Raw genomic sequence first — 23,740 nt, 5'->3', positions numbered from 1 at the left:
ACCAACGACAGCAAGTGCTTATTTTCTCCGTGGATGGGAAGCAGTCCTCAGGAAGCACTCCCTCTGCCGATTCTACGCAACTGGAACAGTACATTCCCTGTTTATTTGAAGGATAGTATAAAAAGGTTGAACCACATTCCGCACAATCAGTTTCGGTCTTCCCACCTTTCCAATTTCCATTATTCACTCCCGCATTGGGGTTGCAATTCTCACAATAGTCATTACGCGCTTTAGAATCGTGAAATTCGGACCCGCATCCCTTGCACTCCCGGTTAGCGAGGGGAGTTTCGTGAACTTTGGTATGATGCTGCCGCATTCCTTGTTCAGTGCGTAACTCTTTGTTACAGGACGGACACTCCATGCAATTCAATAGATATAGAAACACATAATTTTATCCATGGGGATTTGATTATATCTGGTAGCCATCATCGTCTCCGAAGACCCGAGCCCTTTTGCCCCACGACGCCGGACTGGCTATCGTGAATCTGGAAGGCGTGATCGTCGACGCGGAAGAGCCCAGGACGATCACGACGAAACACGGGGAGAGCGATCTTGCGGAGCTATCGGTCCGCCGTGATGAGGACAGCGACCCCGTCACCGTGACGCTGTGGGGCAAGTGGGCCGAGACCGGCGAGTACGTCGAGGCGGGGATGGAACTCGTCGTCACGGACGCCAAGCAGGACGACTACGACGGCGAGGAGCAGTACTCGACGACGGGCGATTCGTACGTGATCGTCGAGCCATCGTTCCTAGTCAACGTGACCCACATCCGCTCGTGGGTGCAGTGTCCGCGGATGTACTATCTGAACAAGATTTCGGCAATCCCGCTGAACTACCCCGTCGTGAAAGGGACCATCGTCCACGAGGTGTTCGGCGACCTGTTGCGTGGCCGGGACCTCGACGACGCCATCGATGATCGGGTCGAAGAGGTCGGCCTGGAACTCGGCCTGCTCGGCCGCGATGCCCAAGAGGTTCGGGAGGACGTCCGCGGGAACGCCGCGGCAATCGACGGCTGGCTGAGCCAGGGAACGCTCACTGACGAGGACAACTGGCGGAGCGAGCAGTTGCTGATCAGCCACCGGTTCGGCATCAAGGGGCGGGCCGACGCGATCCGTCGCGGGATGCCGGTCGAGCTAAAAACCGGCAAGAACACGCGGCGCGACCCGCGGTTTCAGGACAAGATACAGGCGGCCGCGTACGCGCTGCTGCTGCGCGAGCGGGACGTCCCGGCGGATACGGGCACCCTGCTCTACACGAAGAACACGACGCTGGATCGAGGCCAGGCGACGGGTGACCTCTCGCCGGCCAAGGAGTTCTCCATCGGGAGAGGCCTCTGTGAGTTCGTCGTCCGCGAGCGGAATCGGATTGCCGCGATGGAACACGGCATGACGGTCCCGACTGGCTACGAGGCGGACGCGAACTGTGACTCCTGTTTCGAGCAGGACACCTGCATGGTCGTCTCCGGGCGACTGAACCAGGAGTCCAAAGCGGGGCAGATCGGTCGTGCGGTACCGGAGGAGGAACGCGAGTATTTCGATCGGTTCTACGAGTGGCTCGAAGCGGAGCGGCGCGAAACGCATCAGGAGTACGCAAAACTCTGGGAGCAGACGCCCGAGGAGCGGGCCGACGATGACCGCGCACTGATCGGCCTCGAACCGACCGACAGGCAGGAGCTACCGGGTGGGCGCTGGGAGCTACACGCCGACCGGACGGGGTCGGCAGTCTCGAAACTCCGGGAGGGTGATGTGGTGCTCGCGAGCGACGGCGATCCGATCGAGGGCCACTCCGAGATGGCCCGGATCGAACGGCTCGAAGAGGACCGAGTCGTCGTGACGGCGGACGAACCCGTTTCACTCACGCGACTCGACGTCTACCCCTCCGAACTGGGCGTCGACCGGATGCTAACGGCACTACACGACACGGTGCTCAAGGGAAGCGAACGCCGGAAAGACGTCCTGTTCGGGCGTCGTGACCCGGAGTTCGGGACGACCGGGGAGACGTTCATCGACAACAACACGGCCCAGAACGAGGCCGTCAAGAAGGCCGTCACCGCGGAGGATCTGGCACTGATCCACGGCCCGCCGGGCACCGGGAAGACGTACACCATCGCGCGAGCGATCCGGGCGATGGTCGACCGGGGCGAGCGCGTCCTGCTGTCGGCCTTTACCAACCGGGCGGTCGACAACGCCCTCGAAGCCCTGCGTGAGCAGGGGTACGGCGTCGCGCCAGAGGGGCAAGACGACGGCAGTGAAGCGGCCGACGTCGTCAGAGTGGGAACGAAAAGCGGCATCCGCGAGGACATGCAGGATCTCCGACTGGAGTCGCGCGGCGATCCGGAGGAACGGGCGGCCGAACTCGAAGACGCACAGGTCGTTGCGGCGACCACGGCGACCTGTGGCTCACGCGAACTCCGCGAGCAGTCCTTCGACGTCGCGGTGGTCGACGAAGCCTCACAGCTAACCGAACCCAACACGCTCGCGGCGATCAACCGCGCCGACCGGTTCGTCCTCGTCGGCGACCACCACCAGCTACCTCCGGTCGTCCGCAGCGAGAACGGCCTCTCGACGTCGCTGTTCGAGCGTATGCACGAGGAACACCCCGAGGCGTCCGTGCTACTCACCCGGCAGTATCGGATGGCCCAGCGGATTCAGGCGTTCGCCTCCCGCGAGTTTTACGACGGACAGCTACGGCCCGCCACAGGCGAGGTCGCAGGCAGGAACATCGCTACTCTCGACGGCGTCGACGCGAGCCAGCTATCGGCCCCGTTACGCGAGCGCGTCACGTTGTTCGACGTGCCGGGCGACGGCGGACAACACACCGACGCCGTAGAGGCCGACCGCGTCGGCAGGGTGGTCGAGGAGTTCCTCTCGGCGGGCGTCGCACCCGACCGAATCGCCGTAATCGCGCCGTTCCGGGCGCAGGTCGCCGAGATCGGACGCCGAACCCCGGAGGAGGTCGCGGTCGATACTGTCGACCGGTTCCAGGGATCGAGCAAGGACGTCGTCGTCGTCTCCTTCGTCGCCAGCGGGAGCCTCGACGGGCCGATATTCGAGGACTACCGGCGGATCAACGTCGCGCTGACCCGGGCGAAGCGCTCGCTCGTCCTGATCGGCGACGCCGACGCGCTCTCCACTGACGAGCGCTACGCGCGGATGGTCGACTGGGCGGGACGCTGACCACGCCGCATCGGCGCGCTCGAAGTCGGAGTCGGCGGTCTGTGTGACACTCGTTTAGGACCTGCCGCTCGATGTGGCTCTCTCCCGGTCGGATCGTTGTCGAGTAGGACGGCTTTTGGCGACGGGAACCATACCCGGAGACATGAGCTACGAGAACCTTCCGGACGGCTGGGTCGTCTGGAACGACAAGCCGGACGGGCGTAGCGTCCTCGCCTACCGTCCCGACATCTTCGACGCGAACCGGTTTCCGGCGGAGTGTCTGCCGACGATCTATCTGACGCGGGGGCGACCGTCGCGGCGGCCCGCCGGGCACGACCCCATCGAGTCCGGGAGTGGCTGGACCGTCATCCTGTATCTCGAACCGGAGGTCGAACGGGAGAACGAGCGGTTCGACGACCGCGAAGCGGCAGTTCGGCGCGTCGTCGAACTCGCCGAAGCCTTCGCCGACGGTGAGATCGACTACCGAAAGCTGTATCAGGTGCCCCGACCGGAGTACTTCGAGAAACTGGACGAAGTGACAGGCGAGTGAGCGCCGTACCAGTGCGGGACTCTTAACCTCTTCCCTACGGTATCACCCCGTACCAGTGCGGGACTCTTAACCTCTTCCCTACGGTATCACCCCGTATGAGCAAGGTCACGCTGATCGGGACCCGCCTCGCCTCGGAGGGGCAGGAGTTCGTCTTCGAGGGGGAGGCGAGCGGCTGTGCCGGCTGTCCGTATCGCAGCCAGTGTCTCGGGCTAACTACGGGCGTCAAGTACCGGGTCACGGACGTACGGGAGAACGCACAGGTCCTCGATTGTGCAGTCCACGATGCTGGCGTCCAGGCCGTCGAAGTCGAACCGGCCTCAGTGCCGGCGAACGTCTCCTCGCGGAACGCCTACGCTGGCTCGAAGGTGACACTCGAAGGCCCCTGTCCACATACGGAGTGTCCGAGCCACGTCTACTGCGAACCGGACGGCGTGGAGTTCGGCGAAGAGCGCCGGATCGACTCGGTCATCGGGGACCCGCCACACGACCACTGCGAACTCGACCGGGATCTCACGCTCGTCGAGTTCACACCCGAAGAGTAGCGCCCCGACAGGACTTCCTCCCGGTAACACTCACGTCAGCGGCAACTCAAGTCGTTGCGACGCATAGGGAGAGTGATGACGAACCCAACGCCCGGTATCCACCACGTCACCTGCGTGGCCGGTGATCCGCAACGAAACCTCGACTTCTGGGTGGAGACGCTCGGCCTGCGACTAGTCAAACGCTCGATCAATCAGGACGACCCGGAGACCTATCACTTCTTCTTCGCCGACGCGGAGGGGACGCCCGGAACGAGTATGACGTTTTTCCCGTGGGAGAACCTCTCCAGCGGGCGCGTCGGCTCCGGACAGGTCTCCCGAACCGCCTTTCGCGTCCCGGAGGGAAGTCTCGACTACTGGGAGGTGCGCTTCGACGAGTACGACGTCGATTACGACGAGCGCGTCGAGCGGTTCGAGGAAACCGTGCTCCCGTTCCGCGACCCTGACGGGCTTCCTGTCGAACTCGTCGAAACCGAGATTCCCGACGACGACCCGACCGTCCCGTGGACCGAGTTCGTCCCCGAGGACGCCGCGATTCGTGGGTTCCACTCCGTAACGCTCTGGCTGGCCGATCCCGGCCCGACCGAGAAACTCCTCCGGACGATGGGTCTCGACGAAGTCGGTCACGAGCAGGCACAGGGCGACGCACCGGGCGACAAACGGACTCGGTTCGCCGCGAGCGGGCCGGTCGGAAAGTACGTCGACGTGTTACCGACAATCGAGGCAGGTCAGCAGGGGCACGGGACGGTCCACCACGTCGCCTTCCAGACACCCACCGACGAGGACCAGCAGGCGATGCGCACGGCCGTCCAGTCCGAGGGACTACGGCCAACCCAACAGATCGACCGCCACTGGTTCCGCTCGGTCTACTTCCGCGAGTCCAACGGCGTCCTCTTCGAGTTGGCGACGAGCGGCCCCGGCTACACCAGCGACGAACCGCTGGATGACCTCGGCGGACGACTCGTCCTTCCGGGGAGTTCGAGAACCGCCGGGAAGCGACCGAAGCAGCGCTGGCCGATATCACGGTTCCGCGGGCAGACGTTGCCGAAGCCGACGACTGAGCGGAAAGGGTCGGCACTCACGGAGTAACTACCAGCAGCGCACCGGTGAGACGCTTACTTTTGAGCCGCGGTTCTGGACACGATGCGCCGGCGCCGCCCAGCGTATCCGAGTATCTCCTCGTAGCCGTCCGCCGAGAGCAGGACCGGGTAGAACGGCTCGTCAGCGACGATGTCGCCGTGTCCGTTTCTGGCGAAGGCCGTCCCCCTCTCGACGTGATCGAAGTTGTCGACGAGCACCTCGTACTCCGCTTCGTGGTCTTTGGGGATCTGCTCGGTGAGGCGGTACACCGGCGTCTCCGAGGAGTCCGGATCGACCAGCGGGGCGACGTCAAACTCCGCCGCGAGGTCGTCGGCGACCTCGGGCGTGAGGACGTCCATCGTCCGGAGATAGGCGAGCGAGAGTCGGAGCGCGGTGCTTGCGGCGGCGTCGGATCCCTGGAGGCCACACTCGACTTCGATTGTTCGGACGGCCGCGAACAACCGACCCTGAATGTACTCTCCGGTGTCGACGACCGATTCGAGCGGTAGCTGTGCGGCAAGCCGTTCGACGAGCGGATCCACCCGGTCGACGACCATGAACGGGTCAGGGTGGGACTGCGTGGAGTGCAACGAGAGGACCGTACAGCCGTCCAGGAGGTCCGCGAGTTCGTGTGCGAGTTTCGGTTCGTGAGCGTCCTGAGAAGGGTCGCCGGGGAACGCCCGGTTGAGATCCGTATCGACGTATCTGATACCCGCCGAGAGGGCGCGTTCGTTGACGACGACCAGCAAGACCGGACGCTCGACAGGCGGTGACGCCTCGACGAGACGGTCGACGGCGGCGACTCCACCCGGTTCGTCACCGTGAATACCGGCAACGATGGCGACGGTTGGGGTTCCCTCTCCGAGTTGCTCCACGCGCATTGGAGAATCGTTTGGCTGATGATTCATATGGCGTTCGGTTCCGGGAGGGGACTTATACTGCCGCCGTTCGCCGGTGCACGCTATACCCGTCTGCAGCCATTACTCCGTACCGCTGGCACTGCGCCAGCGCGACAAACGACGAGTGCTCAACTGCCGATCCATCAGGTTCGTTCTCATCCAAGTGCCGCTCCGAAGCTGGGCACTTCGGACCGGTTCTCTCTATCGGTTTTTCCGACGCCGACAATGTACGGTTAGTCAGCGTTGCTGTCGGCTGGAAGCGGCCCGTCGTACTCCTCCGGGACGAACGGGCAGAGTGGATCGCTGGCCAGCGGGTCGCCAGTGGTCGCGAACGCTCTGGACCGACTGCCACCACAGACCGCCCGATAAGGACACGCGCCACACTTGCCAGTCAGCGCGTCGGGATCCCGGAGCCCCTCGAAAAGGTCGGCGTTCCGGTAGAGTTCGACGACTGATTCTTCGCGGACGTTCCCCGCCGACATCGGTAGAAAGCCCGACGGGAAGAGTTCGCCCGTGTGGCTGACGAACGCGAAGCCGTCGCCCGCCGTGATCCCCATCGACCGACCCCGGCTTCCCGTCGCCTCGCCATCTTCGTCCTCGCGCTGCTGGATGCCGACGCGTCGATAGTGGGGTGCTTCGGTCGTCTTGACGCCGAACGGTTCCTCGTCCGCGACGTCCTGAAGCCACTCCATGATCGCTTCCGACCGGTCCGGACTGACCGGCGAGAGGGCTTTGCCTCTGCCGACCGGGACGAGGAAGAAGACACTCCAGAGGACGGCTCCGAGGTCACGGACGACCTCGCGGAGTCCCGGGAGGTTCGAGACGGTCCGCTGACAGACAGTCGAGTTGATCTGTAACGGGATATCGAACTCGGCCGCAGTTCGTGCGGCCTCGATGGTATCCGCGTAGCTTCCGTCCTCGCCGCGGAAGGAGTCGTGCGTCTCCGGCGACGCCCCGTCGATGCTGAGGGCCATCCGGCGGAGTCCAGCGTTCGCCAGCGCCTCGATCCGATCACGCGTGAGCGACGCCGTCCCGCTCGGCGTCAGCGTCACGCTCAGCCCGATATCGGTGCCGTACTCGACGAGTTCGATCAGGTCGTCACGCTTGAGCGGGTCGCCCCCGAGAAGACGACCAGTTGGCCCTCGCCGAACTCGCGGGCGTCGTCGAGCATAGCCTTCGCCTCGCCCGTCGTCAGTTCCTCGGGATGTCGGTCCGGAACGGCGTCTGCTCTGCAGTGGTCACAGGCCAGATCACAGGCCTGCGTCAGTTCCCAGATCAGTACGAGCGGTTGACGGTCAGTATCGACGTGCATGGTGGTGAAGCGGCCTTGGCAGCATGTGTCCGAGCGGTACCGGGTGTTACCTCGGATCGGCTATGTAGTACGAAGCCGATTCCCAGTGGCTGAAAATCGGCGTGCCCGCCTTTTGAACGAATCACGGAGCAGAGGTATGGACGACGGATCGACACAGGTTGAGAAGGCGTCGCGCACACGCGTGGGCGACGAGAACCGTGGCGACGACCTCCCCGAGTGGGAGGTGTTCCTCCGGGACGACGAGGACGCCAAAATGTCCCACGTCGGGAGCGTTAGCGCCGCAACGGCCGAGACAGCCCACGAACACGCCAGTCGGCTGTTCGGCTGGTTCGCCAGCGACGTCTGGATCTGTCCGGCCGGGGAGATGCACCGCTTCTCGACGCACTCGCTCGGTCCGGAGGGCGAAGACGCGACGCCCGAGGACGGGACCGAATCGCGAACGATGGAGTTCTGACGATGATTTCGATCAGCAAACTCCTCTGTGACCTGGATGCCGAGGGCGATGGCCTGCGGTACGACGCCGCCGACGAGTCCGACAAGTCCCAGATCACCGAGGAGAAACAGCGGCGGCCGGTCGTCGTCTGGAACACGACCAAGCAGTGCAACCTCTACTGCTCTCACTGCTACGCGGGTGCGGAATCGGTCGCCGCACCGGGTGAACTGACGACCGAGGAAGGCAAAGACCTGCTCGACGACCTGGCGGAGTACGGCGCGCCGGTCGTCCTGTTCTCGGGGGTGAGCCCCTTGTTCGGGAGGATCTGGCCGAACTGGTCTCCTACGCCGACGATCAGGGTATCCGGCCCGTGCTGTCGACGAACGGCACCCTGCTGAACAGGGAGCGCGCCCGCGAACTGCGCGACGCCGGGCTGAAATACGCCGGCGTTTCGGTCGACGGCCTCCCCGAACGCAACGACGAGTTCCGCGGGCAGGAGGGGGCGTTCGAGGCGGCGCTCAACGGGATCCACGCCTGTCAGGACGTCGGCCTGAAGACCGGTCTCCGGTATACGATCACGGAGATGAACGCACCGGATCTGGAGGGGGTCGTCGACCTGCTGAGCGACGAGGGCGTCGACCGCTTCTGTTTCTACCATCTCGATTACGGCGGCCGCGGGGCCGACATCAGCGACGTGGATCTCACCCCCGAAAAACGCCGGGAAGCAGTGCGACGGCTCTGTGACATGACCCGCGAGTACCACGAGAAGGGCGAGGAGATAGAGACGCTACTGGTCGGCAACTACGCCGACGCCGGCTTCCTCGTCGAGTACGCCCGCGAGGAACTGGGCGAGGCACAGGCCAACCGGATCTACCGGTATCTGCGGCGCAACGGGGGCGATCCGGCGGGCGAGCGCGTCGCCGACGTCGACTATCAGGGCAACGTCCACCTCACGCAGTTCTGGCAGGGCTACAGCCTCGGCAACGTCCGCGACCGCTCGTTCGGCGCGATCTGGGAGGACGAGTCCAACCCGCTGTTGGCCCGTCTCCGAGAGCGCTCCGAGCATCTGAAAGGTCGCTGTAGCGACTGCCAGTATCAGGAGATCTGTCGAGGGGCTCTCGCCTCCGCGCGCTGGCGGTCCACGACGACCCGTTCGCGCCCGATCCGCAGTGTTATTTGAAGTCTGACGAACGCGTCCCCTCCTCGTCATCGCCCACGCCGTCGGACTGAGCGGTCGGCGTTGCTGGTGCGGGCATCGAGAGAGTCCCATCGATCCGTTCACCCGTCCCGTCGTCGAACACCACGAGATCATCGAGAGCGATCGAGAGCGTCCGCGACTCGCCGATTCCGGGCGGTTCGGCCTCGTGCTCGACGACGAACTCCTCGTCGCCGCCTGTTCGACAGATGAGATCGTATCTCGTTCCGCGATCCGAGATTCGGGTCACCGTCACGGGAACCGACAGCGTCGCGTCCGGATCGTCCGGAACAGCAAGATTCAGCCCTCGTGGCCGGGCGCGAACGGTCACGGCATCGCCAGTCGTCGAGTCGCCCGCTGGCTCGAACTGCAGGTCCCGGCCGCCGACGGAGAGCGTGAGGGGGTCGGACCCGTCCACCGGCGCGCGCAGCACGTTCGACCGGCCGAGGAAATCGGCGACAAACGAGTTCGGTGGGGACTCGTAGAGTTCACGGGGAGGCCCCGCTCCGGCGATCTGTCCGTCGTCCATGACGACAAGGCGGTCGGCGAGCGCCATCGCCTCCTCCTGATCGTGGGTGACGAAGAGAGTCGTCACCCCGGTCGCCCGCTGGATGCGACCGATCTCATCGCGAAGCCGGGTGCGGAGCGTGCGATCCAGCGCCGACAGCGGTTCGTCGAGCAACAGGATGTCCGGGCCAGGCGCGAGCGCGCGAGCCAGTTCGACGCGGCGTTGCTGTCCGCCACTCAACTCCGCGGGGTAGGCCTCCCGGCGGCCGTCAAGACCGACCAGATCGAGATGCTTGCTGACGCGCTCTGCACGCCGTTCGGGGTCCATACCGGTCGCTTCGAGCCCATAGGCGACGTTTTCGGCGACGGTCATATGCGGAAACAGCGTCGACTGCTGGAAGACCAGTCCGACCTGCCGCTGTTCCGGTGGCTCCTCGGTGACTGCCTCGCCGCGGAGCGAGACGGTCCCGGCGGTCGGTCGGACGTGTCCCGCAATCGCCTGGACCAGCGTGGTCTTCCCACAGCCCGATGGCCCGAGCAGGCCGACCAGTTCGCCCGAGTCCACGGTGAGCGAGACGTCGTCGATTGCGATGTCGTCGCCGTACCGTTTCGAGACCGAGTCGACGTCCAGGATCATCCGTCGATCACCGTCGGTACTCGCCCGAAGTACTGGACTGCGGCAAGCACTGCAAGCGTGATCGCGAACAGCGCAAGCGCGAGCGGAACTATCGCATCGATGCCGCCCGCGATGAATTCGACCCAGATCCGCGTGGGCATCGTCCGGGGTTGTACGCGACCATCATCGTCGCGCCGAACTCCCCGATTGCGCGGGCAAACGTCAGGACGATTCCGGCGACGATTGCCCCTCTGGCCAGCGGGAGCGAGACGTTCCAGAAGGTCGCGAGCGGGCCGTGCCCCAGCGAGCGCGAGGACTGTTCGAGCCGTTCGTCGATCGCAGAAAAGCCGGACTGTGCAGTGATGATCACGAACGGCGCGGCGACGAACGTCTGGGCCAGCACGACCCCGAACAGGCTGCCAGTAAGCGGGATCTCGGCCGCGGCCGCCGCGGAGCCAATCGGCGTAAACCGGCCGACTGCGGTCAGCAGCATCGCGCCGCCGACGACCGGCGGCACGATCAGTGGGAGGATCACGAGGCCCTCGATGAGCCGTTTCCCTGGAAACGACTTGCGCGCGAGGACGTACGCGAGCGGGATACCGAACACCGTCGCGATCAGGGTCGCGGCAGGCGCGGTGAGCAGTGAGTTCCGAATCGCCGTTCGTGCCTCCGGCGACGACAGGCTACCGAGGATATCGACCGACCCGGTCCGGGCGAGGAACGCGGCGAACGGGACGGCGAAGTAAACGACGAGGAGACCACCGAGTAGCGCCGGGAGCAGCAATCCCGTGGGCCGAGTCGGGCGCTGGCGCGAGAGGGCATCGGCCAGGCTCACACGTTGATCGCCCCCGGAACGGTGCCCACCGAGCGTGGAAGTGAGTCGGCGACGGTCAGTCCTGCGGCGTCGAGCAGATCGGGATTCTCCGCCAGGAACGCGACGAGGTCGCGGCCGGCGTCCGGCGCGTCGGCGTCATCGTTAACCGTCGCGTTGTACAGGATCGGCCGCCCCGTGGCGGTGTAGCCCTCCTCGTCGGTAGTGAACTCCGCGGTTGCGTAGTGATCAGCGAGATCCGGCTCTGCGAAGTTGTACGCGTCGGGAAACTCGAAAAACGGTAGTCCGTGATCGACCGCCATGTTCCGGTAGACGAACGCCGCGGCACGGGACCCGCTCTCGACGCCAGCCATCATCTGTGGCTCCTCGGGTTCTCTGTAGGCCAGCGACAGCATCTGCTCTCTGAACCCGTCCAGGTCGTGCTCTCTCTCCGCAGCTCGAACGCCTGTACGGCCCGGTAGCCGAGCGGGTCGAGGTCCGGGTCACCGATCGCGAGGTCGCCGTCGTCGGTCTGGCGCGCCACGTCGTACCACGGCTCTCCGTCGTCCAGGCGGCGTCCGAACGTCGTCTTCTCGTTGTAGCCGATACCGAGGGTGTTCGTCGCGAACTCGACGTCCCAGTCGGTGAACTCGCCGTACAGTCGGTCCCGGAGCAACGTCGCGTCGGCGCTGACGATCACGTCCGGATGTTTCGTCCGCTCCTCGACCATCCGCATCACCGCGTTCGTTCCGTAGTACTCCCCGTGGACGTCGATGCCCGTCTCCTCGCGAAACGCCGGGCCGACGTATTCCTCGAACGTCCGGGCGAGGCTTCCGGCGGCAAGCACGGTAACGCTCGTCGCCTCGTCGCCGAGACAGCCAGCAAACGAGGCGACCCCTGCCAGACTGCCCGTTGCCGCGAGTAGCGAGCGGCGGTCCATGACAGACTGGCCCCGAGCGGTCATCTCCACCATTGGTTGATGCTTGTACTGAGTCGTGTATATAACTTATCTCGTTTCCCAAAAGTGTAGAATGAAATCATATATAGTTACTTTTTCGCTATTTGAGCGGTGCAAGCGAACACCGTAACTGAGAATCGTTTCAGCCGACGGGCAGGGGCGGGCCATATCCAGTATCGGATCCATCCCATCCCGGTAGACACGATATCCCTGCTATTCATCTGGTCTGTCAGCACATTCTCAGTCCGCGAGAATATTAGGATGATTAATAGTGTTGTTCCACCCGATTTATGCTAGAGAGACGATACCATGTGTGACTTTACCACTATCTGTCAATTGGGGAGGCCGGTATCGGTCCGCAAAACACTAGCTTGCGGGGGTGTCTCCAGTGGATAGAGTGTCCGCCATCATCGTGGGCGCGTACACAGTGATACTCGTATTTGGGGGCGCGATAACGCTGTTCGCATATCAGGCGTTCACCCGGACCGAATCGAGACAGCTCGAAGCGCTGGCAGTCGGCTTCGGACTGATCACGGGTGGAACGCTGACTAGCATCGCGCTGTACCAGTTCGCGCTCGTCTCGTTGCTCTTCGCCGTCGCAGTGCAGAGTATCTCTATCGCGGCCGGGTTCGTCGTCATGGCGTACTCGCTCCAGTCGAACCATGGGACGACACGACAGACCGGCCAGGCGACCAAGTGAGCGGCGAGTTCTGCCGGATGTCCGAACGAGCGGCGGTTCCTGCCGGTCGCCGTCGTTTTATATTAGCCCGATGAGAACGGGCGAACGTATGTCAGACAACGATTACGGCTTCTTCACCGATAGCGTTCATGCGGGACAGGAGCCTGACGAGTCGACGGGAGCCAGAGCGCCGCCGATCTATCAGACTACCTCGTACGTCTTCGACGACGCCGAACACGCCGCATCTCTGTTTGCCCTCGAAGAACCCGGCAACATCTATAGCCGGATCATGAATCCGACGAACGGGATGCTCGAAGGCCGTCTCGCCGAACTGGAGGGCGGCGTCGGCGCAATCGCGACCTCCAGCGGGATGGCCGCACTGGACCTCGCGACTTTCACGCTCGCCTCGGCGGGCGACAACATCGTGACGTCCTCGTCGCTCTATGGCGGGACCTACACCTATTTCACTCACACCGCCCCCGGCGCAACGTCGAAGCGCGGTTCGTCGACACGCTGGATTACGACGCCTACGAGGAGGCGATCGACGAGAACACCGCCTACGTCCATCTGGAGACGATCGGCAATCCGGCGCTCGTGACGCCGGACATCGAACGGATCGCAGAGATCGCACACGACAACGACGCGCCGCTGTTCGTCGATAACACCTTCGCCACCCCGTATCTCTGCAATCCGATCGAACACGGCGCGGATCTGATCTGGCAGTCGACCACCAAGTGGATTCACGGCTCCGGGTCGACCGTCGGCGGCGTCCTCATCGACGGCGGCACGTTCGACTGGGACGCCGAGGGCTACCCCGAAATAGCGGCGGAGAACCCCGCCTATCACGGGATGAACTTCAAGGAGACGTTCGGCGACGCCGCGTTTGCGGCCACCGCACGCGCACGAGCGCTCCGTGACCTCGGTAACCAGCAGGCCCCGTTCGATGCCTGGGTCACCCTGCAGAAACTGGAGACGCTCCCGCTACGCGTCCAGCGTCACTCCGACAACGCCATGGCGGTCGCGGAGTATCTCGACGGTCACGACGAGGTCGCGTGGGTCAACTATCCCGGCCTCGAACATCACGAGACCCACGAGGAGGCGACGAAGTATCTCGACGGGGGCTACGGCGGGATGATCACGTTCGGCCTCTCGGACGGCAAGGAGGCCGGACGGACGATGTCCGAATCGACCGAACTCGCCAGCCTGCTCGCAAACGTCGGCGATGCCAAGACGCTCATCATCCATCCCGCGAGTACGACCCACCAGCAACTGACCGAGGAAGAACAGCTAGAGAGCGGAACGACGCCGGACCTCATCCGGCTCTCGGTCGGACTGGAGGATATCGAGGACATTATCGCCGATCTCGACCAGGCGATCGAGCAGGCGACCTCGTAACGAAATATCCCGATTGTTTCTGTTTTGCAAAAACTATTTTTCTCGAACGAGAACTGATTGCCTGAAATCCGAAACCATTATGGGTGGCGACCCCCTCCGTACTGACGACAGAGGCTTACATCAATGGCTACGCTCCAACTTAAAAATCTACACGCGAAAGTGGCAGAAGAAGACGGCGAGAAGATCCTTGACGGCGTCGATCTCGAAGTCAAATCCGGCGAGATTCACGCTCTCATGGGACCGAACGGTAGCGGGAAGTCGACGACGGCGAAGATCATCGCCGGTCACCCCGCCTATGACGTAACAGAGGAGAGGTTCTCCTCCATATCGAAGAAGGAGAGTTCGGCGAAGAAATCGAGATCGACGAGGACGACCGGACGTGGAACCTCCTCGACCTCGAACCCAACGAGCGTGCCGCACTCGGCATCTTCCTCGGCTTCCAGTATCCGGCCGAAATCGAGGGCGTCACGATGACGAACTTCCTCCGGACGGCGCTCAACGCGAAGATCGAGGAACGCGAAGAGCTCTTCGAGGACGAAGACGAGGAAGCCGACGAGGAAGAAGCTGAAGACGAGGGCTACGAGTCCTCGCCGATGGAGGGTGCCGCGGACGAAGGCGACATCGGCGTCGCCGAGTTCCAGAAGATCCTCAGCGGGAAGATGGAGCAGCTAGATATGGACGAGAAGTTCGCCCAGCGCTACCTCAACGCCGGCTTCTCCGGTGGCGAGAAGAAACAGAACGAGGTCCTCCAGGCTGCGATCCTCGAGCCGTCGATCGCCGTCCTCGACGAGATCGACTCCGGACTCGATATCGACCGACTGCAGGACGTCTCCAACGGGATCAACGCGCTGCGCGACGAGGAGGGCACCGGTATCCTCCAGATCACGCACTACCAGCGAATTCTCGACTACGTCGAGCCAGACCACGTTCACGTCATGCTCGACGGCAAGATCGCAGAAAGCGGCGGCCCGGAGCTTGCAGAGAAGCTCGAGGACGAAGGCTACGACTGGGTCCGCGAGCAGGTCTACGAGACTGCGTAACCACGAGTGGCTAGAAGTAGGCCTATAAGCAACCAGACGTAATTCAAAATCATGAGTTCAGATCAAGATCACCTCAAAGAGACCGACACCGAAGAGCGGTTCGAGTTCAAGAAAGAAGAGAAGTCCGCCGTCAAGTCGGGGAAGGGACTGACCGAAGAGGTCGTCCGTCTCATCAGCGACGACAAGGACGAACCGGACTGGATGCGGGAGCGGCGTCTCCGCTCGCTGCGTCAGTACAAAGAAATGCCGCTACCGACCGACTGGCCCGGAATGCCGGACCTGACGGAACTCGATATCGGCGAAATCGTTCCGTATATCCGCCCGGACGTCGAGAAGCGCTCCGGCGCTGACGAATGGGAGGACCTTCCGAACGAGATCCAGGATACCTTCGAGAAACTGGGTATCCCGGAAGCCGAGCGGAAGGCGCTGTCGGGCGTCGGCGCACAGTACGAGTCCGAAGTCGTCTACCAGAACATGCAGGAGCAGTGGGAGGAGAAAGGCGTCGTCTTCTGTAACATGGACGAGGCCGTTCGGGAGCACGAAGAGCTCGTCAAAGAGTACTTCATGACCTCCTGTGTCCCCCCGAGCGACAACAAGTTCGCCGCACTGCACGGTGCAGTCTGGTCGGGCGGGTCGTTCGTCTACGTCCCCGAGGGCGTCACCGTCGAGATGCCCGTGCAGGCGTACTTCCGGATGAACAGCGAAGGAATGGGCCAGTTCGAGCACACCCTCATCATCGCCGAAGAGGGTAGCGAGGTCCACTACATCGAAGGCTGTTCCGCACCGAAGTACGGCAGTCACAACCTCCACTCCGGCGGCGTCGAAGTGTTCGTCAAGGAGGACGCTCACGTTCAGTACTCGACCGTCCAGAACTGGTCGAAGAACACGTACAACCTCAACACCAAGCGCGCCATCGTCGAGAAGAACGGTACGATGGAGTGGATCTCCGGGTCCATGGGATCGAAGGCAACGATGCTGTATCCCTCTACGATCCTCAAGGGTCGAGGCGCAACGGACAACCACATCACCATCGCCTTCGCTGGCGAGGGCCAGAACATCGACACCGGCGCGAAGGTCTACCACAACGCACCGGACACCAAGTCGACCATCGAGTCCAAATCGATCAGCAAGGACGGCGGCCGCACCAACTACCGTGGTCTCGTCCACATCGCCGACGGCGCCGAGAACTCCTCGACCGCTGTCGAGTGTGACGCGCTGATGTTCGACAACGAGTCGACCAGCGACACGATGCCGTACATGGAGATCGAGGAGTCGAAAGTCAACGTCGCCCACGAGGCGACAGTCGGCAAGATCGGCGACGAGGACATCTTCTACCTCCAGAGCCGCGGTCTCGATGACGACGACGCAAAGCAGATGATCGTCGCCGGCTTCATCGAGCCGATCACGGAGGAACTGCCGATCGAGTATGCAGTCGAGCTCAACCGACTCATCGAGCTCGAGATGGAGGGTTCGCTCGGATAATATGTCTACGCAGGTACACGCAGCAGTCGACGAAAGCACCGTTCGCCAGATTTCAGAGGACCTCGACGAGCCAGAATGGCTCCTCGAGACACGTCTCGACGCACTCGCAGCACTCGATGACCTCGACATGCCGTCGGTCATCCGCACGCCGGGACGCACCTGGACGAACCTCGAAGACCTCGATTACGAGAGCCTCGTCGATCCGCTCAACGCCGCCGAGGACAAGGACCAGGTCGGTCCCGAGGAAGTCGACGTACTCTCGTGGAGCGAGGCAGTCCAGGAGCACGAGGAACTGCTCGAAGAGCGCTTCGGCAGTATCGTCGACCCGCAGGAGAACTATCTCACTGCGCTCTCGACGGCACTGTTTAACACCGGTACGGTCGTCTACGTCCCCGAGGGCGTCGACGCCGAAGACGTGAAGATCCGGACCGAGATGAACAGTCGCTCGCTGTTCAACTACACGCTCATCGTGGCCGAGGAGTCGTCCTCGGTGACGCTTCTCGAACGACAGTCGACCGGCGACGACATGGAGGGCGAACGGTACTACAGCGGCATCGTCGAGATCGCCGCCGCCGAGAACGCGAGTGTCCAGTACGGTGCCCTCCAGAACCTCTCGGAGGAGACGTACAACTTCACGCTCAAGCGTGGCGACGCCGACACGTACGCCTCGATCGACTGGATCGAGGGGAACATCGGCTCCCGACTCACGAAGACCGAGGTCTCCACGGAACTCAACGGTGACTCCTCGGAGAGCCAGATCGTCGGTACGTTCTTCGGCCACAACGACCAGCACTTCGACCTCGACGTCAAAGTCTGGCACCGTGCCGAGCACACGACCGCCGACCTCGTCACCCGCGGCGTCATCGACGACGTCGCCCGGACGGTCTACGAGGGCGTCCAAGACGTCGGCAGCGACGCGTGGGACACCAGTTCCTACCAGCGGGAGAACACGCTGATGCTCTCCGACGAGAGCGAGGCCGACGCCTCCCCGAAACTGATCATCAACAACCACGATACCGAGGCCAGCCACTCCGCGACGGTCGGCCAGGTCGATCAGGAAGACCTCCTCTACATGATGGCCCGCGGTATCGGCGCACAGCAGGCCAAAGACATGCTCGTGGAGGGCTTTTTCGTCCCGGTTCTCGAAGAAGTCGCCGTCGACGAACTCCGCGAGGATCTGCGAGAAAACGTCAAGCAGCGCCTGGCAAACTGAGCGTAGCGACCGTCCGAGTCGCGGCGTCGTCAGCTTTCGTTTCTGAGAGAGCCTTTTTTGGCAACATGTAGCCCGGTACAGGCACACCTGATACATCCCACTGGACATTGGTAGTCGGATATAGAATTTTAACTAATCTATACGTATACGATGTCAGAATTAACTAAACAAGCGTATTATTAACTAAATCTGCCAAATCCCTATTTTTATGAACTGTGTTTATTTGAACACTCAATCACCGGCGATTGAGAAATACCACATTGGAGGGAGACCAGATGGCCACCAACGATACAGATACGGACGCGGAACCGAACGGGGGACAACCGAGGACGACTACCGAGGGACCGGAGTTCGAGCAGAAGGTCGTCGGGGACCTCGACGAGAACGTCGCAGGAGCCCTGACGTACGTATTCGGATTCATTACCGGACTGATCTTCTATCTGATAGAAGAGGAGAACGAGTTCGTCCGGTTTCACGCTGCACAGAGCATACTCGTCTTCGGTGGGCTTGCACTACTGGGGTTCGCTCTGGGTACTATCCAGGTCACCCTGGACCTTATCCCGTTTGTCGGCTGGATATTCGCGCTAGGTGCTGGACTGTTCTCGACACTGTTGGCACCGCTTGCGTTCGTCCTATGGATCGTCCTGATAGTCAAAGCGTATCAGGGTGACCGATTCGAGCTACCGGTTCTCGGGGGTATCGCCGCCGACTACGTCTGAGGGCCGCCACACGGCCACCCGACGTATTCCCGGCCGATATCGAACCGTTTCCGGCAATCGCGTTCGCCGAGCCAGTCCTCGACAGCGATGGATGGCGCACCCACACGACGGCTATGTGTCTCCGCTCTCTCCGTCGCTCGATTTCCGGGCCGCTTCGGCGATGTCGGCGTCAGGCCCTTCGGACGCCCGCGGCTGTCTGACGCGGACGACCGGCCGCATGAACCGTTCCGCGACCTTCTGGCTCGTCTGGCCGAACAGAAACGTCGTCACCGAGGGGTTGGATTCGCCGAGCACGATAGCGTCGTGTTCGTTTGCGATCTCGGCGATCCGATCCAGCGGCGTCCCAGACGTTTCGATCCGGGATTCGATCCGATCCGCATCAATGCCCTGCTCCTGGAGGACCGAGGCAGATTGGTCGAGCAGTGCCTCCCCATCGACTTCGCTCTCGGGTGTCGCGACGTGCAGTAGCGTGATCGAAATATCGGTATCCCGGAGCAGCCCCCGGTCACGTCGACGATCCGATCGAGTATGACGTCGCCCCGTACCGCGACCAGAACACGCTCCATCTTCGTGGCTGGGTTGAGCACCAGTGTGCCGTCAGCATCGACCTCGTCTGCGATCCTGTCTATCGATTGGTCTTCGTCGTGCGTGAACACCAACCGCTTTTCGACCGTGGCTCCGACGGACTCGAACTGGTCGGCCAGATCAGTGAGGCGCTCTTGTGACCGATCCTCGAACTGGGACTTGGCCTGCCCGGGAGCGGTCTGTTCGGGCAGGACGTGATAGCCGACCAGCACCACGCGGGCGTCGGCCAGCAGGTCGATGACGCCCTGTTCTATGCCTTCACCTTCGAGCACGCGTACCGGAACGATAAGTGTTGGATTCATGTCAGAGGATCCCTTTGAGTCGCACTTCCCGAGCGTAGTACCGATGCCATACCACTGCGAGCAACATGATGATTGTCCCGACGATGATCGACCACTGTTGCATGAAGACGATCAGTCCGAAACTCGCTCCTGCCCCGACCACCGGGAGGACGGGGTAGCCCGGCATCCGGTAGTCCGGATCGTACCAGTCCGGCGGGTTTCGTCTGAGGACAATGAGGGCGATACAGATCAGCCCGTACATGACGAGATGGAGGAAGGAAGCGACCTCGGCGAGCAGTTCTACCTGCCCGGTTGCGGTCAGTACCACGATTGGGCCCCCAGCAAGCGCGAGTGCGATGTGCGGCGTCCCGTATCGGAGGTTGATCTCGCTGGCCTTCGCAGGAAGCAGGGCGTCCTTGCTCAGCGCGTAAATCGCCCGTGAGGAACTGAGAATCGACGCGTTAGCGCTCGAAAAAGTCGCGAGCAACCCCGCGACCAGGATAGCGACTGCGCCGCCCGTACCGAAGAACTCGCGACCGACTTCCACCATCGCAGTCTCGCTGAACCCCTCCAGCGCGTCGCTCCCAAGCGCACTCGTCGCGACGAAGATTGTGGCGACGTAAAAGACCGTCACGACGATCACGGAGCCAACCATCGCAAGCGGGAGGTTCCTGTCCGGGGATTTGATCTCACCGGCGACGGTGGCGATCTGTGCAAAGCCGAGATACGATGTAAAGACGAGCGCCGCGGTCGTCAGGATGGCGAACTGGCCCTCGGCCGCGAACGTCTCGGGCACCGTTCCACCACCGAAGACGCCGACTGCATTGAGCGATCCGTAGGTCAGAAAGATCGACAGGATCAGCAGGAGAAAGCCGACGATGAGGTTCTGTAGTTTGGCCGCGTTTTCGGTCCCCGTGGCGCTGAAGACCGTCAGGATCGCCCCGAATACGACGCCGAGCACGACGCTTGACCCACCCGGTAGCGTGATCCCGATCTCCGCCATTGCCGCCCCGGCGTACTCGCCGAAGCCGACGAGGTAGAACGCCGACGCGAACACCAGTCCAAGCCAGAGGCTGATGCCGACGACCGCCCCGTAGACCGATCCGAGGCCGCGGGAGATGAAGTAGTAGCCGCCGCCGCTTCTGGGCATCGCCGTCGCGAGTTCGGAGGCCGGTAACGCGACAGCAGTGCAACGAAGCCGCCGATGGCGAACGACAGCGCGGCGGCGGGCCCGGCCTCTCCCGCCGCAATACCGGGGAAGACGAATATCCCCGCGCCGATCATCGTCCCGATACCGATCGCGAGGCCGCCGACGAGGCCGATGGTCCGTTCGAGTTCGGTGTCGTCTTCGACGGTTACCTCGTCGGTCGTCTCGACGGCATCGACAGGCGGTGCTTCTCCGTCCGGGGGTCGACGGAGCGTCCGTCAACCCTGTCGACGGTGTTGTCCATGCATAGGAAGGTTCGGTTAGAATTATAAAGATCTAGTTGTGGCCGGACTGCTCACGCGCTCGCAAGCGTGCCCGAACCGGCCCGGAGGGAACCGCTTAAGGGTCCCGCTCCCGGACGACTGATTATGACAGTCCGCATCGACCCCCGAGAGGTGGCAGTACGGTGAGCGTCGGCGAATCGCTGGGAACGGACCACCAACTTGCACGGATGCTCCAGATCGGGATCGTTCTCGAAGAAGTCGTCGAAGCCAGAGCCTCGAAACACGTCGAAACGGTCGCTGGGGAGACGAAGATCGAGCAGTACATGGAATCGGCCGCGGAAGAATCCGCCCGGCACCGGGACCGTCTGGAGGGATTGATCGCGGATCTAGACGCCGAGACCGTCCCCTTCGAACAGATCGAAACGCTCGTCGAGGCGACCTACGAGGCCGACGATAAGTTCGATGACGTCCTGTACGACCAGCTCTGTAACGAGGAAACCGCCTACAAGTTCTACGACGACCTGATCGAGGCTATCGAGTGTAGTCAGACGGAGTACAGCATCGAGCGCGAGCGCGTGCTGGCGACCCTCCGGGAGATCCGTTCGGAGGAAGAGGAGGGTGTAGAAGAAGTGACGCGAATTATGGAGGACCACGAATGAACACCGAAACGACTGCGTCGTTTCTAGCTCGGGGCGATCTGCAGGGTGATTTCGCATGAACACCGCTGACCAGTACCTAAAAGCGATCTATCTCGCACAGATGATCGACGAGGGCCCGGCATCTACCGGCCAGCTAGCGGAGATGCTCGACGTTAGCCCGGCAAGCGTCAACGAGATGGTCGGGAAGCTAGAGGACCGGGGGCAGCCGACCACGAGAAGTACAAGGGCGCGCGCCTGACGGACGAAGGGATCGGCCGCGCCCGCGATGCGATCCAGACGTACTGTATCATCGAGCGGTTCCTCGCGAACGTACTCGAAGTGAAAAACTACCGTGAGGAAGCGCGAGCGCTGGAGAGCGTCATCGACGACACGGTTGCGGAACGACTCGATACGATCATCGACCGCCGCCCGGAGTGTCCGGACTGTTTCGACCCCGAAGCCGACCAGTGTGACTGTCTGGTCGTCGAGATGGAAGGAAAGGCCGACTAGGACTTGACGTATAGCTTCTCGCCGAGCAGTGTCGCGAGGTTCACGTCGTCGTCGGTGGTGACAGCCACGTAGGGCGTTTCGACGGGCCCGAACACGTCGACGACCCGTCCGATCGTTTCGAGAGACTCGTCGATGACCATGTTGCCGATTGCAGGGTCGTAATCGCCGGACACACGGGCGATCGCAAGGCCCTGTGCCGTCCGGTCGACAGTGCCAAGCCGCTGCATCAGTCCCGCATCGTCGAGACGTACGCCGCGACGGCCTGGACGACGTCGTTTTTCGAGTCCTCGCTGTCCTTTACCAGTACGCGGCCCCGTGGCGTGTAGTGGTTCCGGGGATACGCCACGTCGCGTTCTATCTTGGCATCGTAGCCGACCTGCTGGACGGCCTGTGCAATCTCGTCGACGGTGGGTTCTTCGACCGCTAGCTCCTGCGGGACGCGCCGTCCCTGCGAGCGCGATAGCTCGGCATCGAGATAGGCGGGCCAGATGACGTTCTCGACCATACTCGACAGTGTGCGGTCGGCACCTAAAAAGGTCGTTTTCTCGAACGGCGTTATCGGCGTCGGAGCGCAACAACGGTCAGCAGGGCGGCGAGGGCGGCAGCGATCCCGAAGCCAGGGACCGGATCCGTGGCTTCGTCGTCGTTCGCGCCGCCGTCATTCGTTTCGTCGTCGGTCGACTCCTCGTCGGCGTTCGTCTCGTCTGCGGTTTCGTCATCAGTGCTCTCCTCATCGGTACTTTCGTCGTCAGCCGACTCGCCGTTTTCAGTCTCTGGGTAGAGCGCCTCGTTGATCGCGCTCACGGCGTAGACGACGCGCGGTGCTGGCTGCTGGATGTGTTCTTCGGTCACATTGACGATGTTGTCCTCCTCCATTGCGGTGCTGGACTCGATGCCCTCCCCTCCGGCAGTGGATAGCCCTCGGTCACGACGAGCCACTCGGGGTTCTGCTCGACGAGTTGTTCCTGTGACATCTGTCCCCAGCCGTCGATCCCGGCTTCAGCGGCGACGTTCTGTCCGCCCGCAGTCGTGAGAACGTCGTTCTGGAACGTGTTCTGGCCGGGCGTCGTCTCGAAGAACTCGAAGTAGACTGCCGGCTGCTCGCCCTCGATCCGGTCCTCGACCGCCGAAAGCTCCTCGTCCATCCACGAGACCGTCTCCTCGGCACCCTCGCACTCGCCGACTAGCTGGCCGATCAGGCGGGTCTTGTCTCGGACGTCGTCGATCGACGAGGCCGACTCGAACTGATACACCGTCAGATCCCCTTCGGACCGGAGCTGTTCGACCGTTTCCGGCGGAATCGTGTTCGGTGCGAGCACGAGGTCGGGATCGAGATCGATCACGGTCTCGACGGACGTGAACCCGTCTTCGGCCGAGATAGCGGTGCGGTTCTCGGCACCGTCGAGGTAGCTGGCGTACTGCGAGACGCCAGTCACTTTGTTCTCAGCGCCGATCTCCCACATCGTCTGGGCGGCCGACGGATTCAGCGTCACGACTTCTTCCGGTTCTTCAGCGAGCGTTACCTCCGCTCCACCGGCGTCCTCGAAGGTGGCGGGGAACTCGCATTGGGCGTCCTGTGCCGTCGATTCCGCCGTTGCCACGCCGGGGGCGATACCGCCGGCAACACCGGCCATAACGACCAGCAGTGCAACGAACAACCGCAGTCCAGTTCGTGTCATCAAATGAACGATGCAGAGTAATCAATAAATATT

Annotated in this window: 16 protein-coding genes and 9 pseudogenes; 14 read left to right on the top strand and 11 right to left on the bottom strand. The window is 62.7% G+C overall.

Features of this window, described 5'->3' with window-relative positions:
• Nucleotides 1-479 precede the first annotated feature (479 nt).
• The 4 genes and pseudogenes from ACFQH2_RS09155 (at nt 480) to ACFQH2_RS09140 (ending at nt 5,305) form a co-directional block, all read left to right on the top strand.
• Nucleotides 480-3,176, top strand: a complete 2,697-nt coding sequence (locus ACFQH2_RS09155; RefSeq protein ID WP_377052925.1) for an AAA domain-containing protein — start codon at nt 480-482, stop codon at nt 3,174-3,176.
• A 142-nt stretch (nt 3,177-3,318) separates the two neighbouring features.
• Complete coding sequence (locus tag ACFQH2_RS09150; RefSeq protein ID WP_377052923.1) at nt 3,319-3,705, top strand: DUF5820 family protein; 387 nt, start codon at nt 3,319-3,321, stop codon at nt 3,703-3,705.
• Nucleotides 3,706-3,800: 95 nt separating this feature from the next.
• Complete coding sequence (locus tag ACFQH2_RS09145; protein ID WP_377052921.1) at nt 3,801-4,247, top strand: UPF0179 family protein; 447 nt, start codon at nt 3,801-3,803, stop codon at nt 4,245-4,247.
• 75 nt (nt 4,248-4,322) lie between these two features.
• Nucleotides 4,323-5,305: pseudogene (locus ACFQH2_RS09140) on the top strand (VOC family protein).
• A 54-nt stretch (nt 5,306-5,359) separates the two neighbouring features.
• On the opposite strand, the gene ACFQH2_RS09135 reads toward ACFQH2_RS09140, so the two are convergent.
• A complete protein-coding gene (locus ACFQH2_RS09135; protein WP_377052917.1) occupies nt 5,360-6,205 on the bottom strand; it encodes a succinylglutamate desuccinylase/aspartoacylase domain-containing protein in 846 nt (281 codons plus the stop codon).
• A gap of 251 nt (nt 6,206-6,456) precedes the next feature.
• Nucleotides 6,457-7,535, bottom strand: a pseudogene (locus ACFQH2_RS09130) (radical SAM protein).
• Nucleotides 7,536-7,671: 136 nt separating this feature from the next.
• Here ACFQH2_RS09130 and ACFQH2_RS09125 point away from each other — a divergent pair.
• Together ACFQH2_RS09125 and ACFQH2_RS09120 are read left to right on the top strand one after the other, a co-directional pair.
• Nucleotides 7,672-7,989 carry an Htur_1727 family rSAM-partnered candidate RiPP gene (locus ACFQH2_RS09125; RefSeq protein ID WP_377052914.1) on the top strand — a complete coding sequence of 106 codons (318 nt, stop codon included), beginning with the start codon at nt 7,672-7,674 and terminating at the stop codon, nt 7,987-7,989.
• A 2-nt stretch (nt 7,990-7,991) separates the two neighbouring features.
• Nucleotides 7,992-9,198, top strand: a pseudogene (locus ACFQH2_RS09120) (TIGR04347 family pseudo-SAM/SPASM protein).
• Here the strand turns inward: ACFQH2_RS09120 and ACFQH2_RS09115 are convergent.
• The 3 genes and pseudogenes from ACFQH2_RS09115 to ACFQH2_RS09105 form a co-directional block, all read right to left on the bottom strand.
• Nucleotides 9,141-10,307, bottom strand: coding sequence for an ABC transporter ATP-binding protein (locus tag ACFQH2_RS09115; RefSeq protein ID WP_377052910.1), 1,167 nt, complete (start codon nt 10,305-10,307; stop codon nt 9,141-9,143). The pseudogene ACFQH2_RS09120 and the gene ACFQH2_RS09115 sit on opposite strands and share 58 nt — an antisense overlap.
• Nucleotides 10,304-11,121: pseudogene (locus ACFQH2_RS09110) on the bottom strand (ABC transporter permease). The gene ACFQH2_RS09115 and the pseudogene ACFQH2_RS09110 overlap by 4 nt, the downstream one beginning before the upstream one ends.
• Nucleotides 11,118-12,037: pseudogene (locus tag ACFQH2_RS09105) on the bottom strand (extracellular solute-binding protein). Before ACFQH2_RS09105 ends, ACFQH2_RS09110 begins: the two co-directional pseudogenes overlap by 4 nt.
• Before the next feature lie 406 nt (nt 12,038-12,443).
• Between ACFQH2_RS09105 and ACFQH2_RS09100 the strand changes: the two are divergent.
• The 6 genes and pseudogenes from ACFQH2_RS09100 to ACFQH2_RS09075 all read left to right on the top strand — a co-directional run bounded on the left by ACFQH2_RS09100 (nt 12,444) and on the right by ACFQH2_RS09075 (nt 18,583).
• Entirely contained in the window at nt 12,444-12,755 is a 312-nt protein-coding gene (locus tag ACFQH2_RS09100) for a DUF7521 family protein (RefSeq protein WP_377052904.1), read from the top strand.
• Nucleotides 12,756-12,843: 88 nt separating this feature from the next.
• Nucleotides 12,844-14,129 (top strand): annotated as a pseudogene (locus ACFQH2_RS09095) (O-acetylhomoserine aminocarboxypropyltransferase/cysteine synthase family protein).
• A 123-nt stretch (nt 14,130-14,252) separates the two neighbouring features.
• Nucleotides 14,253-15,169 (top strand): annotated as a pseudogene (sufC, locus tag ACFQH2_RS09090) (Fe-S cluster assembly ATPase SufC).
• Nucleotides 15,170-15,220: 51 nt separating this feature from the next.
• Entirely contained in the window at nt 15,221-16,651 is a 1,431-nt protein-coding gene (gene sufB, locus ACFQH2_RS09085) for a Fe-S cluster assembly protein SufB (RefSeq protein ID WP_377052898.1), read from the top strand.
• Nucleotide 16,652: 1 nt separating this feature from the next.
• A complete protein-coding gene (sufD, locus tag ACFQH2_RS09080; protein WP_377052896.1) occupies nt 16,653-17,864 on the top strand; it encodes a Fe-S cluster assembly protein SufD in 1,212 nt (403 codons plus the stop codon).
• Between the two features lie 275 nt (nt 17,865-18,139).
• Nucleotides 18,140-18,583 (top strand): DUF4870 domain-containing protein, encoded by a 444-nt coding sequence (locus tag ACFQH2_RS09075; protein ID WP_377052894.1) that lies wholly within the window; start codon nt 18,140-18,142, stop codon nt 18,581-18,583.
• 111 nt (nt 18,584-18,694) lie between these two features.
• Here ACFQH2_RS09075 and ACFQH2_RS09070 read toward each other — a convergent pair whose 3' ends face one another.
• Together ACFQH2_RS09070 and ACFQH2_RS09065 are read right to left on the bottom strand one after the other, a co-directional pair.
• Entirely contained in the window at nt 18,695-19,048 is a 354-nt protein-coding gene (locus ACFQH2_RS09070) for a universal stress protein (RefSeq protein WP_377076980.1), read from the bottom strand.
• Nucleotides 19,049-19,471: 423 nt separating this feature from the next.
• Nucleotides 19,472-20,853: pseudogene (locus ACFQH2_RS09065) on the bottom strand (APC family permease); the annotation flags it as partial.
• Nucleotides 20,854-21,062: 209 nt separating this feature from the next.
• Between ACFQH2_RS09065 and ACFQH2_RS09060 the strand changes: the two are divergent.
• Nucleotides 21,063-21,539 carry a ferritin-like domain-containing protein gene (locus ACFQH2_RS09060; RefSeq protein ID WP_377052889.1) on the top strand — a complete coding sequence of 159 codons (477 nt, stop codon included), beginning with the start codon at nt 21,063-21,065 and terminating at the stop codon, nt 21,537-21,539.
• Between the two features lie 55 nt (nt 21,540-21,594).
• A pseudogene (locus ACFQH2_RS09055) lies at nt 21,595-22,028 on the top strand (metal-dependent transcriptional regulator).
• Here ACFQH2_RS09055 and ACFQH2_RS09050 read toward each other — a convergent pair.
• From ACFQH2_RS09050 to ACFQH2_RS09035, 4 genes are read right to left on the bottom strand one after another with little or no spacing between them, the layout of a single operon-like run.
• Complete coding sequence (locus tag ACFQH2_RS09050; RefSeq protein WP_377052885.1) at nt 22,025-22,255, bottom strand: H/ACA ribonucleoprotein complex subunit GAR1; 231 nt, start codon at nt 22,253-22,255, stop codon at nt 22,025-22,027. The pseudogene ACFQH2_RS09055 and the gene ACFQH2_RS09050 sit on opposite strands and share 4 nt — an antisense overlap.
• Nucleotides 22,255-22,533 carry a signal recognition particle subunit SRP19 gene (srp19, locus tag ACFQH2_RS09045; protein ID WP_377052883.1) on the bottom strand — a complete coding sequence of 93 codons (279 nt, stop codon included), beginning with the start codon at nt 22,531-22,533 and terminating at the stop codon, nt 22,255-22,257. The genes ACFQH2_RS09050 and srp19 overlap by 1 nt, the downstream gene beginning before the upstream one ends.
• Before the next feature lie 50 nt (nt 22,534-22,583).
• Nucleotides 22,584-22,904: a PGF-CTERM sorting domain-containing protein gene (locus ACFQH2_RS09040; RefSeq protein WP_377076653.1), complete on the bottom strand. Its 321-nt coding sequence runs from the start codon at nt 22,902-22,904 to the stop codon at nt 22,584-22,586.
• On the bottom strand, nt 22,877-23,707 hold the full coding sequence (locus ACFQH2_RS09035; RefSeq protein ID WP_377076652.1) for an ABC transporter substrate-binding protein: 831 nt from the start codon (nt 23,705-23,707) through the stop codon (nt 22,877-22,879). Before ACFQH2_RS09035 ends, ACFQH2_RS09040 begins: the two co-directional genes overlap by 28 nt.
• Nucleotides 23,708-23,740: the final 33 nt, after the last annotated feature.

Source organism: Natronoarchaeum sp. GCM10025703 (assembly GCF_042661985.1).
Lineage (GTDB): Archaea > Halobacteriota > Halobacteria > Halobacteriales > Natronoarchaeaceae > Natranaeroarchaeum.
The sequence above is the reverse complement of the archived record's forward strand: the minus strand, read 5'-3'. Positions and strand labels throughout refer to the sequence as shown.

What these genes read in the sequence shown, in the direction of transcription:
- ACFQH2_RS09150 (WP_377052923.1), top strand. Translation starts at nt 3,319, where the DNA reads ATGAGCTACGAGAACCTTCCGGACGGCTGGGTCGTCTGGAACGACAAG.
- ACFQH2_RS09145 (WP_377052921.1), top strand. Translation starts at nt 3,801, where the DNA reads ATGAGCAAGGTCACGCTGATCGGGACCCGCCTCGCCTCGGAGGGGCAG.
- ACFQH2_RS09135 (WP_377052917.1), bottom strand. Translation starts at nt 6,205, where the DNA reads ATGCGCGTGGAGCAACTCGGAGAGGGAACCCCAACCGTCGCCATCGTT.
- ACFQH2_RS09125 (WP_377052914.1), top strand. Translation starts at nt 7,672, where the DNA reads ATGGACGACGGATCGACACAGGTTGAGAAGGCGTCGCGCACACGCGTG.
- ACFQH2_RS09115 (WP_377052910.1), bottom strand. Translation starts at nt 10,307, where the DNA reads ATGATCCTGGACGTCGACTCGGTCTCGAAACGGTACGGCGACGACATC.
- sufB (WP_377052898.1), top strand. Translation starts at nt 15,221, where the DNA reads ATGAGTTCAGATCAAGATCACCTCAAAGAGACCGACACCGAAGAGCGG.
- sufD (WP_377052896.1), top strand. Translation starts at nt 16,653, where the DNA reads ATGTCTACGCAGGTACACGCAGCAGTCGACGAAAGCACCGTTCGCCAG.
- ACFQH2_RS09075 (WP_377052894.1), top strand. Translation starts at nt 18,140, where the DNA reads ATGGCCACCAACGATACAGATACGGACGCGGAACCGAACGGGGGACAA.
- ACFQH2_RS09050 (WP_377052885.1), bottom strand. Translation starts at nt 22,255, where the DNA reads ATGCAGCGGCTTGGCACTGTCGACCGGACGGCACAGGGCCTTGCGATC.
- srp19 (WP_377052883.1), bottom strand. Translation starts at nt 22,533, where the DNA reads ATGGTCGAGAACGTCATCTGGCCCGCCTATCTCGATGCCGAGCTATCG.
- ACFQH2_RS09040 (WP_377076653.1), bottom strand. Translation starts at nt 22,904, where the DNA reads ATGGAGGAGGACAACATCGTCAATGTGACCGAAGAACACATCCAGCAG.
- ACFQH2_RS09035 (WP_377076652.1), bottom strand. Translation starts at nt 23,707, where the DNA reads ATGACACGAACTGGACTGCGGTTGTTCGTTGCACTGCTGGTCGTTATG.